The organism is Pseudomonas sp. Pmew2, from assembly GCF_058129885.1.
Map to the genome: position 1 here is coordinate 6,046,059 of NZ_CM176702.1, position 12,341 is coordinate 6,058,399.

The 12,341-nt window shown below is 48.7% G+C and carries 10 protein-coding genes and 2 pseudogenes; 4 read left to right on the forward strand and 8 right to left on the reverse strand.

Annotated features, from left to right (window positions below):
- Positions 1–173: 173 nt before the first annotated feature.
- The 4 genes from AC4ANK_RS27900 to AC4ANK_RS27915 form a co-directional block, all read right to left on the reverse strand.
- Positions 174–1,721: a M10 family metallopeptidase C-terminal domain-containing protein gene (locus AC4ANK_RS27900; RefSeq protein WP_002555841.1), complete on the reverse strand. Its 1,548-nt coding sequence runs from the start codon at positions 1,719–1,721 to the stop codon at positions 174–176.
- Between the two features lie 177 nt (positions 1,722–1,898).
- Positions 1,899–2,669, reverse strand: coding sequence for an SDR family NAD(P)-dependent oxidoreductase (locus AC4ANK_RS27905; RefSeq protein ID WP_031596804.1), 771 nt, complete (start codon positions 2,667–2,669; stop codon positions 1,899–1,901).
- 59 nt (positions 2,670–2,728) lie between these two features.
- Entirely contained in the window at positions 2,729–3,493 is a 765-nt protein-coding gene (locus tag AC4ANK_RS27910; RefSeq protein ID WP_002555843.1) for a hypothetical protein, read from the reverse strand.
- A 158-nt stretch (positions 3,494–3,651) separates the two neighbouring features.
- Complete coding sequence (locus AC4ANK_RS27915; protein WP_002555844.1) at positions 3,652–3,987, reverse strand: hypothetical protein; 336 nt, start codon at positions 3,985–3,987, stop codon at positions 3,652–3,654.
- Positions 3,988–4,969: 982 nt separating this feature from the next.
- Between AC4ANK_RS27915 and AC4ANK_RS27920 the strand changes: the two genes are divergently transcribed.
- From AC4ANK_RS27920 to AC4ANK_RS27930, 3 genes are read left to right on the forward strand one after another with little or no spacing between them, the layout of a single operon-like run.
- Entirely contained in the window at positions 4,970–5,911 is a 942-nt protein-coding gene (locus AC4ANK_RS27920) for an AAA family ATPase (protein ID WP_002555846.1), read from the forward strand.
- Between the two features lie 12 nt (positions 5,912–5,923).
- Entirely contained in the window at positions 5,924–6,394 is a 471-nt protein-coding gene (locus tag AC4ANK_RS27925; RefSeq protein WP_169790069.1) for an AAA family ATPase, read from the forward strand.
- Between the two features lie 3 nt (positions 6,395–6,397).
- The gene (locus AC4ANK_RS27930) at positions 6,398–7,180 is read left to right on the forward strand and encodes a hypothetical protein (RefSeq protein WP_057442795.1); all 783 of its coding nucleotides are present in this window, start codon (positions 6,398–6,400) and stop codon (positions 7,178–7,180) included.
- Between the two features lie 617 nt (positions 7,181–7,797).
- On the opposite strand, the gene AC4ANK_RS27935 is transcribed toward AC4ANK_RS27930, so the two are convergent.
- Positions 7,798–8,427, reverse strand: coding sequence for an STM2766 family helicase-associated protein (locus AC4ANK_RS27935; protein ID WP_050512916.1), 630 nt, complete (start codon positions 8,425–8,427; stop codon positions 7,798–7,800).
- Positions 8,427–8,729: pseudogene (locus AC4ANK_RS27940) on the reverse strand (DEAD/DEAH box helicase); the annotation flags it as partial. The pseudogene AC4ANK_RS27940 and the gene AC4ANK_RS27935, both read right to left, overlap by 1 nt.
- A gap of 60 nt (positions 8,730–8,789) precedes the next feature.
- Between AC4ANK_RS27940 and AC4ANK_RS27945 the strand changes: the two are divergent.
- Positions 8,790–9,770, forward strand: coding sequence for an IS5 family transposase (locus tag AC4ANK_RS27945; protein ID WP_044424202.1), 981 nt, complete (start codon positions 8,790–8,792; stop codon positions 9,768–9,770).
- A gap of 121 nt (positions 9,771–9,891) precedes the next feature.
- Here the strand turns inward: AC4ANK_RS27945 and AC4ANK_RS27950 are convergent.
- Together AC4ANK_RS27950 and AC4ANK_RS27955 are read right to left on the reverse strand one after the other, a co-directional pair.
- Positions 9,892–11,613, reverse strand: a pseudogene (locus tag AC4ANK_RS27950) (STM2767 family DEAD/DEAH box helicase); the annotation flags it as partial.
- Between the two features lie 427 nt (positions 11,614–12,040).
- Positions 12,041–12,340, reverse strand: coding sequence for a hypothetical protein (locus tag AC4ANK_RS27955; protein WP_460414680.1), 300 nt, complete (start codon positions 12,338–12,340; stop codon positions 12,041–12,043).
- Position 12,341: the final 1 nt, after the last annotated feature.

The following is a 12,341-nucleotide window of genomic DNA, read 5'->3' on the forward strand; positions in this document are numbered from 1 at the left end:
CGCGCCAGCGAAAAGAAAGAGCGGAAGGCGAGCGCTTTGACAGCGAACCAGGCCTGGTCGCGTTGAAAATGCAGGAGCAGTGAGCATCAATACCGCTCACTGTTCCTGCCTTGTAGGCGTCCAGACAACTAAAGGTGGGCAGGGGTGCCCACACGCTAGCTGTTCAGGTGATATCAGCTCGCGAGGTCGACGGCGGTTTGACCCACGAGCGTCACGTCTGCCGTATCGGCAACCACCAGGTCGGCGTTGGTGAGCTCTCGCGTGTAGTCGAACCCTGCTAGCGTGACCTGGAACGCATGCCCATCGGCGCCTGGCTCGCTACTGCGCAGGTAGGTACGGTCGGTGTTTTCATCGTAGGTCATGCTCAAGGTGCCGTCGCGGCCGTTGCCAAAACCGGTCACGCCGAGCGCAGCGACGTCGAGCTTGTCCTGGCCCCAGATGAAATCAGTGATCAGGTCGCTGCTGCCCGCATGGCTGTCGGCGCTGCTAGTGAACACGAAACGGTCGTTGCCTGTGCCGCCGGTGAGCTTGTCCGCGCCCACCCCACCGGTCAGCACATCGTCACCGGCGTTACCCTCGAGGGTGTCGTTCCCGGCACCGCCGGCGAGGGTATCGTTGCCCCAGTAACCATAAAGGGTGTCGGACTTGTCACCGCCTACCAGACTCACCGAGGTGATCGGCTGCGGAGTGGTCACAACCGTCGCATCACTGGGCGGGGCGAACAGCACAGTGCTGGCGTTGAGCTCATTGACATGGTTGCCACTGAGCAGAATTTCAAAGCGGTTACCGTTGGCATCGGCCTCTAATGATTTAAGCGCGGTGGCATCGCCGACCAGGTTGAGGACCACCTTCAGCGTACCGTTGTAGCCGTTACCCAGCCCGGTGAAGCCCAAGGCGGACACGTCGATCATGTCATGGCCGTTGCCACTGAAGTCGGTGATCAGGTCGCGGCTGCTGTAGCTGCCACTTGCATCGTTGCGGTAGCTGTCGCTAAGCCGGGTATACACGAAGCTGTCGGCACCCGCGCCGCCGCTCAGAGTGTCGCCGCCGGTGCCACCGAACAGCCGATCATTGCCCGCACCCGCTTCGACGTTGTCGCGGCCAGCGCCGGCTTTCAGGGATTCGCTGGCGTCTGTGCCTTCGAGCAGATCGTTGTGCGAAGTGCCGTTGATCAGCGGCTGGAAGTTGGCATCGGTAATAAGGCCGCTATTGGCCAGGAACTGCACGGCAAAATGTTTACCATTACCGTCTCGCTCGTAGCTTTCCAAAAAGTAAATGCCGCGCAGAGGCTCGCTACGGATGTGCAAGGTATCGCCATAGCCATCGCCTAAATGGCTATAGCCCAGGGCCGACACGTCGAGGGTATCGTGGGCGGGGTCAAAATGGCTGATGGAATCGGTGTGCTCGCCTCCGCCATTGATATAGCTGTCGCCGATGCGGTCGAAGCGGAATACATCATTACCGGCGCCGCCGTCCATACCGTCGTATCCGGCACTAGAGACCATCACATCGTTGCCACCCCCGCTGACTAGCTGGTCGTTGCCGCCCCCACCCATCAGCAGTTCATTAGCCAGCCCACCACGTATGTAGTCGTTGCCAGGAGTACCCTGCACGATGAGTTCGATCGGGTTATTACTGACCTGGCTACTGGCGCTTTTGACCTGCAAATTCCCAAGCGCCGTAGGGTTGGTGGCGTCCTTGATGTTGAATAGCTGGGTCATGCCGTGCTCCTTACTTGCAGTTGGTCCACTGGGAGTGGGGTATGACGCCAGTAATGCCGTCTCGTTGATAGCAATGGGCCTTATCCGACGAAGGGGTTATAAGCGGCGGGGACTTTCCGACCAAAACAGCCCGCTAGTGAGGACGGACAGCGATCTCATTCTCACAAGTGAAACAAGTCACCAGACAATCGGCTTATCGTCCCAAGCCCAGAAGGTCCCGCTGTCGGCCGGTCCATGTGCGCCTATCACTTCAATAATGCGATCCGCCGAGAACGCCGGTTCGAACAGTTGGCCTTCGGGTACGTTCGCCTGGAATGGCTGAGACAGCTCCGTGTCAGTCGTGCCTGGGTGTATTGCCAGGACAGTAGAGGCCGGGTTAAGACGTTTCAACTCGATACTGGCCGTGTGCAGCAACTGGTTCAGCGCTGCTTTGCTGGCTCTGTAGCTGTACCAGCCACCCAGTCGGTTATCGCCAATAGAGCCCACCCTCGCGGAGAGCGCCGCGAAGGTAGAAGGTTGTTTACGCAATAACGGGAGCAGGTGTTTGAGCAGCAGGATCGGTGCAAAAGTGTTGGTCGCGAAACTCGCTTGCAGGCTCGCAAGTGTCAGTTGTGCCAGGCCCTTTTCTGCTTTCGCACCGTCCTGATGAAGAATGCCTAGCGTGCTGATGACGAGGTGCAGATGCTCACATCCCTCAAGCGTCTCGCTCACGAGTGCTTCAAGGGATTGTTCATTGCGCGCGTCGCAGTCGACTCGTTTGATGCGTTGGCCATATTGCTCTGCAAGCGTTGCCAGCTCAGTGGAAGTACTGGCTTGTCGCGCGACCGCCCATACCTGAGCCACATCATCGCGAGCAAGCAACGCCGCGCACAGTGCCAAGCCAATACCTCGGCTGGCCCCGCATATCAGCACGTTGGCCTCGCTGTTCAGTTCGGGTAGCAAATTCATAAGGCACCTTGAGGAGCATGGCTGAAGTGTTTTTAATTTCTGTTAGGCAACTATAGGCACTACCGCTTCGCCAACAACCGCGCCAACCCAGCCGTCACCACCACAGCCAGCAAAACGGCAGCCGCGATAGACACAAGCGCGCCCCATTGCAATATGGAGTACCTGAGGGTCAGGTAGAAACTCACCACCCCGACGGCGCCAATAGCATTGCCGCGGATTATCGCCGCCAGTTCATAACGCCCGCCTTGCACGTGGACGAACACGGCAAGCGGCCAGGCGATCACCGGGATAGGCGCCAGCAGCCCACTGACCAAAGGCCCGAGCCAGGTGGCACTTGCGGTAATCGCCAGCAGCAGAAGGGTGGCGGTCAGCATTCGCATCGGGATGACCCAGCGCGGCATTGCAACGTATGACGCTACATCCGGTGGTGCCTGTTTCGAGGTGGCAACAACGATCAACGCAACCATCAGCAGCGTGAAGATGATCGACAGCGCCAGTGAGCCCGACAGGTTCATCGCAAAGGCCGTTGCGCCATACACCGCAAGCGCCAAGGTGCATCCAGCCACCGCTGAAACGCGTCGAGTGGCCAGAAAATAAAACAGATAAGTCGCCTGAATCGCCGCCAGTCCGGCCAGTGCGCCGGGCACCGCCATCGAGGCGAATGCAGTGCCTTGCTCAAGACTGAGAAACAGCATGACCAGCGCCGAGGTCATGGGCAGACCAGAAAGAAGCCCCGCCACACCAGTGCCCCAGCGCCTGGCCGCCAACGAGATAGCCAGCATGAGCGCGGGGGTAATGAGTAACTTGAGGTAGAAGGCCGTCATGCAGAAAAACTTCACATCCGAAGGAGGGCTGAATGCTAAACCTTTTGGCGGTTGGTAACGATGCATGTCAGCGCTTACTCCATCGCTCGTCAGTGCATCCGCCAATCGCCAGAAACAGAAAAGCCCGGCGAACCGGGCTTTCTGAAACCGAGCGGCGTTTATTTAGCCGTTTTCAGCTTGATCACGTCACCAGAAACGGTGGTGGTGTAGCCGTTCAGAACCCAGGCCCAGAACCACTTCTCCTGCACTTGGGTATTGATCAGCGCATCGCCACCCTTGGCCTGAATGGCGCTGTTCTGCGCACGAACGAAACGGTCGTTCTGACGAATCGGGATCAGACCGAACAGCATAAGGCCGGTGGCGCTTGCTTCACTGTGACCGACGACGGTGTATTGGCTGCTGTCGTATTGCGGCGTTTTCATAGGGGTGCCGGTGCAACCCGCCAGAACCAGAACACATACTGCTGCGGCGACGACTTTGCTAAATGACTTCAAGGTGAAACTCCATGGGAAAACCCGGATCCACGTCTCGGGCGGCGGTACTTTACTCGTTGGGATCTTGGTTTAGTTATTTTTTATAGTGGTGTGGAGGTGCTCTCGCAGCTTCGTGTACGCTAAAGTCCGAGAGTGGCTGTTTATGGTTATAGCGGGATTGACCAAGGCCCGGGGGCTTTGCACTCTCATGTAACCTGAAAGCTTTCGCTCGTGGCGTTGTGCATCGGCCAACATGCGCTGCTCTTTAGGGATGCCTGCGCGATTTAGGCCTCAGTGGATCGGGACATTAACATGCTCAGGTGAGCAACGATCAGGCCGAGTGGGCGCACTTGCCCGAGGGCGGTGATCACGGCCGCGCCCCAATCCCCACCCTGAGCGGCCCAGCTGGCCATATCCCCAACGGCCCATCAACTGCGCTTAGGCCGCCGCAGTTTTTCGAATGGTGCGTCTCTCGATAAAAGAAACAGTTTTAATTAGCATCTTTCCTGATGCAAAGAGATGATACGGGCGCGAGTTGAAAACTATGGCGGCCTGCAGAGAACTCGTGAGCAGGCATGACGTTGCTTGCCCGCATGTGTACCGCGCAGGTCGTTTCGCTGAACAACCCATCTAAGCCCGTACGATGACAAGGGAAGGGAAGGGAACGTGAACATTGTACGACGCACGCCCTGACGGATCTCCCACACTACTCGCTCGACAACATCACTATTGCTTGACAGTGCCTTGCTGTTCAATCAAATTGGCAATTGGCCATGTCGGTAAGGATTTTGGTGAAAATGGACTTTTCAAAATGCAAGCAATTTTTCTGCCCGCTATTAAGATTGGCCACTCTCTCCGGGAGCAGTGCTTCCGCGAAAGCACTGCCGAAACATTCGTCTCTCGCTGTTTTTTTCTACGCTCATCAATGACGCCACCAGAAAATCAAGGGTAGGCGTTCGCATTTTCTTCGCCCAATTTTAAAGTCAAGAATCATAGGTGTGATATGTTTCATATGATTAGCGTCGAAAATTTTAAAAGTTTCGCCAAAAAACAAAGCGTAAAGCTGGCTCCGATAACTTTAATATATGGGCCAAATTCATCCGGAAAAAGCTCTTTAATTCAAGCTTTAATGCTGTTGAAACAGTCGCTTACTAGACCCAGCGAACAGGGTGGTTTAGTTTCCAATGGAGAATTTGTAGATTTAGGCGATTATGCAGCAATGGCGCATAATCACAATGTCGGAAACGAGATTAAATTTTCATGTTCTTATTCACCTTCAAAAAATGCCGCAAAAAATGAATGGTCTACTGGGTTTATGTCGCTGCCCAATACGCAAAGAAGAACGCATGAGCTAACTTATTTACTCTCTGGCAAGAATAGACAGAATAGAAATGAAGAATTTACATATTTAAGCAATATAAAAACAACTTATGCATCGGCAAAAATTGAAACATTTAGTCTTGATTTGCTTTCTGATCTAACTAGAAGAGAAGGCGCCGAGAAGGCGCAACGGTTGAAACATGCTCGTTCCTTTAATTTCGCGTCAGAGCAAAGCAGAGACTCAGTCTTCACATATTTATCTAAGCTTAAATTTATTTCTAAAGAACACCACAAAGACATTGTGAAGGACTTGAATGACATAAGATTTACAAGTGACCTCAATTACGCTACACCATCCTCGGTGGCAATACAAGATAAAATTGAAAGTGGCTTTGGTGCTGCTTTAACAAATAATATAATAACTTTAGTTGCCAAGGATATACAAGAGGCCTTTAACTCGATAACCTATCTCGGTCCTTTACGAAGCCATCCAAGCAGGTTCTACGCTCCTAAAGGTGATCAGAGTGGGTCTGTAGGTAAGCAAGGAGAGAATACAGCCAGGTTTATTTATGAAAAATCCCCCGAGATTACAGGTAAGATTAACGAATGGTTTCATAACTTCTAAATCCCATACACATTGACAGCTGAAAGCATAGGCTCGGAGGTTACTGGGTCTGTAATTTGCCTTCAACTGAAGGACCTTAGAACTAATGTTGTAGTTGGTCCTTCAGATGTTGGGTTTGGAATAGGTCAATTGCTTCCAATTATCGTTGAGGGGATAGTAAGGGTTGAAAGTACAATATGTGTTGAACAACCAGAAATTCATCTGCATCCTCGCCTTCAGGCGCATCTTGCGAATTTCTTCATAGACACATGCAAGACGAATCAATGGATTATAGAAACACATAGCGAATCCTTAATGTTGAGAATGCAAAACAAGGTCAAAGAAAAAAAGATCAAGCCAAGTGATGTTTCAATTATCTACGTTCATCCCGCTACGTTGGGGGCGCAAGTTATCGAAATCCCCATGGATGAAGATGGTGATTTTCTAGTTGAGTGGCCCGAAGGGTTTTTTGAAGAGCGATTTAAAGAAACTTTTGGATTATAAACTATGCTAACCGACTTCCATCTAGATAAAAGCGTTTTTGATGCCGCAGTGTTGACGGATGAATCTTTTAGCACCGTGCACGATATAATAATCGATTATTGGAAGCGTTATGGGGTTCTGGTTATTCAGAGTGATACAGCAAATGAATATCTTGAATCAATCAAAAGTCTACCGCCAAAATTTCATCAAAGGTGGATTCAAGCGTTCACTGATTATTCAAAATTTAAGTCTGCGGGGACTTGGAATGAGTGTAGCTCATTCTCTTCCTTTGAAAAAGTGAGATCGCTCAGTCAGTTTTTTAAAGTCGCGTTAATGGAGGATACTTTTAGTGCTATAATATGCGATAATAAAAAAATAATTAGATACTGTACTGAGAGCTCTTTTGAATTAATAGGGCTTGGCGCAATAACAGAGTCAGTTCACTTTAGAAAATCTAAAGATAGTTCTACCAAGGATATAGCTCTTCGCGCGGACATATACGATATTTGGCTGGAAAAGTTTGAAAGGCTTACAAAATACAATAGCAAAATATTTATTTCGGATAGGTTTGTTTTTTCGAGTATTTTAAGAGATCTTGATAAAGGCTACAAAACAAGCATCGCCAAGTTTATTGAGCTCTTGCCGATAGAAAAGAAGTTCAACATTACCATTCTTTCGGATGGTGACGAGTTATCCAGTCAAATGCATACGGAGGTTTCAAACTATTTTTCAAAATACATTATGAATGTCGCCACCACTTGCGCAAAAAATATCAAGTATAAAACTAGTATCCATGAGATCCGTTGATTTTCAGAGTTTTGCGCATGACAGATATATTAGATTCGACAAGCACGTGTGTCAAATTGGTGTGGGTATGGCGATTTTTGAGCACTTCGATGTTCCCGCCACAACCTTCACCATGAAGATGCGTTATGAAAGTACAGCCTTGCATATAGAACGAGCTGCTCTTTCAAGCGTGTGGCACGAGGTTTTACAGGTATGAAATCTGATAATTAGTGCTTGGTTCTGTGCCATATTTTCCCCGCATTCCAAGTCTGCGGGGAAATGACTCAATGTTTCCAAATGGGCAGTTTTACGGTCATCTGCTGGTGCCAAACCTAAGTACCGTAGAACGGTCTCGCCAAGAATCTGGGGGTACCACAGGTCAGCAAAAACAGATCGCCAGAAACAACGCAAGCTCCCGCCTCACCGTATTACCCCTACGGATCTTCAGGCGCTCGTCACGGTAGCGGGCAAAATTTGAGGAGATAAGAGTCGCAACGATGCGTGTCGCCAGCGGATGGCGTTTGAGCGCTGATAGCTTCGAATTTTCTCTGCTCGCATCAAGATCGGGCTATCACGTTGTTGAATGGGGCAAATAACGAAATTCATTATAAATTTGCCCCCTCAAATTTCCACTTTACCTATTTCGGATTTAAATAATGGCAAGGAGTCTGAGAGTCAAGAGCATCATGCAAATGGGCTCGGTCGATTTTTTTTGCTAAACCTATTTTAAATGTCTGTCTAGCGCCATAGAAAACATCTAAGTGGTGTAAAGGATGTATGTCTCCCTTTGCGTGAACGGGGTCATGATCATATCTGATGTATCCATCCTCGGTCATTAGAAGATCTCTTAATACAGCCCATCCTCCTTTATTATGAAGGAAGTAGTCTGACACAGGCGCTGCGAAGTCGATAATGTCGTCATAGAAAAATATTTCTTCGCTGGACATAACACCCAGGATGTCAGACGTCATTTGGCTATCAATTATCACGCCTGTCATAGATTTAAATACAAGCTGATCATTTTCTAGTGCGGCATTGAATGGAAAGCCGATTGAAAAATGTTTGTCTTCAGAGTAGAAAAACAACCTGCTAGTGTGAGAAATAACAAGTTCAAAGTATTCTTCACCAGGCTGTCCTATCAAAGCTGGCCCGACATCCATCAACTTGATAACCTTCATAAGCAAAGTAATAACATCTTTTCTTGCTCTGATAGGGTTGAATACTAGCTCTGAATTCCAAGGCGCTATAGTAAATGCAAATCGCTTCATTATCGTCCCGCCATTTTTCGATAATTGAATTCTACGACTTCGTCTCGGTCAAAGCTATCGCCTAACGTATATCGTACAGTTTCAGTCAAGTCGCCACGAAATATTGGCAGTACATTAAGCTCATTGAATATTTCATTTAAAAATTCGTAGTATGAAACTGTGCGACTTGTGAAATTAATTTTTGTTCTGATTTTTTCTATTTCTACAGCTGATGGTGCAACAACTTCAATAGCATCAGACTTGTTTATCCCTTCGAGCCCTGCAGTTAGCTGCTGGTAAATTACTTGGTTTGGTTCTTTAGGGAATCTCCGAACAAGTCCCGGTTATGCGAAAATCGCCTGACCACCTGATCCGAGCCTCCCATGAGCCAGATGAGCTTTTCCGATTTCGAATATGCCAGCAAGCGCAAGCAGACACGCCGCGAACGCTTCCTCGCCGAGATGGATCAGGTCGTCCCCTGGACAGGTCTGCTGGGCCTGATCGAACCGTTCTACCCCAAGGCCGGCGGTGGCAGAAAACCTTATCCGCTGGAAACCATGCTGCGCATTCACCTGCTGCAGAACTGGTTCTCCCTGAGTGATCCGGCCATGGAAGAAGCGCTCTACGAAATCACCCCCATGCGCCAGTTTGCACGCCTGACGTTGAGTGCGCCGATACCGGAAGACACCACGATCATGAACTTCCGGCACCTGCTGGAGAAACATCAACTGGCTCCTGCAATCCTCGCGGTCATCAACGGTTATTTGCAGGAAAAAGGCCTGTCGCTACGCCAGGGCACCATCGTCGATGCCACCATTATTCATGCCCCAAGCTCGACCAAGAACAAAGACGGCGAGCGTGATCCCGAGATGCATCAGACAAAGAAGGGTAACCAGTATTTCTTCGGTATGAAGGCCCACATCGGCGCTGACGTTGAGTCTGGACTGGTTCATCACGTCCATGGCACTGCGGCCAATGTGGCCGATGTCACTCAAGTCGCCGAACTGCTCCACGGGGAAGAAAACGCGGTCTATGCGGACGCTGGCTACACCGGTGTCGAGAAGCGTGAAGAGCACGAAAATCGTAACGTGATCTGGCAAATCGCGGCGCGGCGCAGCACGTATTCCAAGCTGAACAAACGCAGCCTGTTGTACAAAGCCAAGCGCAAGATCGAGTACTGCAAAGCGCAGACACGCGCCAAGGTCGAGCATCCGTTTCGGGTCATCAAGCGCCAGTTTGGTTACGTGAAAGTACGCTTTCGTGGGCTGATGAAAAACACGGCCCAACTGACCACGCTGTTCGCCCTGTCGAACCTGTGGATGGCTCGAAAGCGACTAATGGGTTTGGGTGAGTTGCGCGCTTAACACGGAAAACCGAGCGAAAAACGCGCTCGACTCACACTGCATCAGACCGTTTTCAGAAAAATAGCGCTATGTGCCTGGCAAATTACGGCTTGCCACCGCTGCGCGGCAAGTTGATCGGAGCATCCTTAGGTATTAGAAGATAAGTCTTTATAAAAGAGCGAGTAAGCATCATATATAAAGCATTACGTAGACTGTGGCTTCTAGAAATTGTTTCTGCAACGCATATGACAAATGGAAACTCTAGGCCTTTAACGTGATTCCGATTACTGACGAATAGGGTATCTTTGATTTTGCGCTTGGATTCGTAAGCTTTGTTAACCTTCCACGATAGAATTCCGGGAATTGATTGCTCCAAAATATCCGCTAGTCAAAAACTACGTTTATTAGCATTAAGAAAAATTACCCCAATATCTTCCACTGTTGCTGTTGGGTTGGCTTTTTTGATCTCGGAGATTATATTTATGATTGTGCAGGCAGTGTCGGAGCCGTCTTTTGCGTCATCGCCTCCTGTCAGTACGACCTCGGTACTGGTAAATTCATTGCTATCCACATCCTCGAATCGCCTGAGTGGTTCTCTCGATAGTCTATACAGAGTATTGGTTCGATCCTTTTCGACAATATATCCACAAGACTGCCATTCTTCATCTGCTAGCCACTGTAACTTCTCTTTTTCAAAAAGCCCCATGCCTAATGAATGTGCGAACATTAGAGTGCGCGGATCAGTTCTGTAACATTTGCTTAGCAGGAAGTCAGGTTTTATATCGACTGCTACCTCTGAGAAAATATTCTGAAAAATATCACCAGCGATGTAGACAGTGTTGCTAGTGACCTTTTGGCATAGTTCGAAGAACGACTCAGGGAAGTCTTGGCTTTCATCGATTAGCATGTAGTCCAGTGCAGCTTTAGTTTGCTCTCCTTGGGCAGCCAGCTCTTCTAGTGCCTTCTTGCATGCACTATCAAATGACATTGAAGGGCTGTAGCGATGAAATGTCAGGCCGTAAAAATGACAAATATATCGGTATGCCCCTGAGTTGTAATCCCCACCAGAACCCCAAGCATTGTCACACCATAGTCGCTCAGACCATTCAATCTGTTGTTCGACCTTCATGAAGTTGAAAAAATCGGGAATTCGTTTTTTTAGGCTGTCAGCAAGTATTTTATTGTGGCAAGTAAAAAATATTCTCGTGCTTTCTGATGCAGTGTATATTTCTTTTAGCTTGTGAAGTAAAAGCTCGGTTTTTCCTGTGCCAGATAACCCTTGAATTCTGACCACTGGTTTAATATTTTTCTGGTACACAAAACGTGTTTGTTCACCGTCAAATAACAATATCTTTTGCTTGACTTTATCAAGCAGGTTGTCTGGGACCTTTTCCTTGACTCTGTCAATGTCGTTGATACTGCCGGTAATCAAAGATATTAGAAGTTCACACTTTTTCTGTCTATCATCACTTGGGATAATATTATCGTCTAATATTTCAGATAGGTTAAAGTTTTCAGGATCAACAGTTACGTTGCTATATAGGTCGCTCCAGGTTCGCGGGCGTCCAATAATACTTTTATAACGATATTTATCTGCTACAGCACTTAGGTCCTCGAGGAAGTCTTCTCGAAATTCTTCAAATGATTCTTCGTCTGTTCCAAAACTAATAAAGAGCATTTTGTGTTTTGGGACCAGCAAGACGAAACCGGCACTAAACTCATATGAGTATTTGTTGTCGCCTAATGGTTTGTTTACTATATATGCTTGTTCTAATTTTTCTTCGGCATATCTTCTAGCAGACTCAACAATTGCGTGATTGTTGCCGTCCTCCTCAATGCTCATGTAAAAGAAGCTGCTCGACATTAAAATATTCCTGCTCAGTCCATGGATGCTAGAGAAATCTTTTAGCACTTGGCGTGACTTTCGTCAACGGAATATGATGGGGTAATGTTGCGTTACATTGCTATTTGACTATTATGTTGAGTTTCTTATATGTGGTAACATCTTAAGGTTTGTGGCGGTTTTTAATGTGCAATTTTTCACTATTTTTGTTGCTGTTGGTCATGAAAGTGTGGATATTCAAATTTAACAGTTGAAAATGTTATTTCGATTACTGGAGATGTATTACGCCAAGTGGTGAGCTCAGCTATTTTTCGGAGTTGGACTCCCCATTGAGAGCTTGTTCATAGGCCTTAATGAAGCTGACAAGATTCGTCTTGAGGGCAAGGCAAAGGTCACGCAGTTGAGCCGTGTCCAACCGCCTTACCCCTCTCTCCACATCACTCTTGAATTATTGCGGTCTCCCCAGCGCAGCAGAGCGCTGGGCCTGGGTCATGCCTGATTCAACACGCATGCGCTTCAGCACCTCCAAAAAATCACGTGCTCGCGTCGATAAATAGCCTTTGTCATAGCCGTGTCCGGGCAAGGTTCGGCTGATCACGCTATATCTGCTTTTGGGATATCTGATTTTCAGTTGTTTTGTGTTTGTTTTTTCGTTTGGTTTAGGAGGCTGCATGAGACTGGTCTGGGCGTTGTCACGGTAACGAGCAAAATCTGAGGAGGTGAGGGTCGCGACGATGCGTGTTGCCAAC

What these genes read in the sequence shown, in the direction of transcription:
- AC4ANK_RS27900 (WP_002555841.1), bottom strand. Translation starts at nt 1,721, where the DNA reads ATGACCCAGCTATTCAACATCAAGGACGCCACCAACCCTACGGCGCTT.
- AC4ANK_RS27905 (WP_031596804.1), bottom strand. Translation starts at nt 2,669, where the DNA reads ATGAATTTGCTACCCGAACTGAACAGCGAGGCCAACGTGCTGATATGC.
- AC4ANK_RS27910 (WP_002555843.1), bottom strand. Translation starts at nt 3,493, where the DNA reads ATGACGGCCTTCTACCTCAAGTTACTCATTACCCCCGCGCTCATGCTG.
- AC4ANK_RS27920 (WP_002555846.1), top strand. Translation starts at nt 4,970, where the DNA reads ATGTTTCATATGATTAGCGTCGAAAATTTTAAAAGTTTCGCCAAAAAA.
- AC4ANK_RS27930 (WP_057442795.1), top strand. Translation starts at nt 6,398, where the DNA reads ATGCTAACCGACTTCCATCTAGATAAAAGCGTTTTTGATGCCGCAGTG.
- AC4ANK_RS27935 (WP_050512916.1), bottom strand. Translation starts at nt 8,427, where the DNA reads ATGAAGCGATTTGCATTTACTATAGCGCCTTGGAATTCAGAGCTAGTA.
- AC4ANK_RS27945 (WP_044424202.1), top strand. Translation starts at nt 8,790, where the DNA reads ATGAGCCAGATGAGCTTTTCCGATTTCGAATATGCCAGCAAGCGCAAG.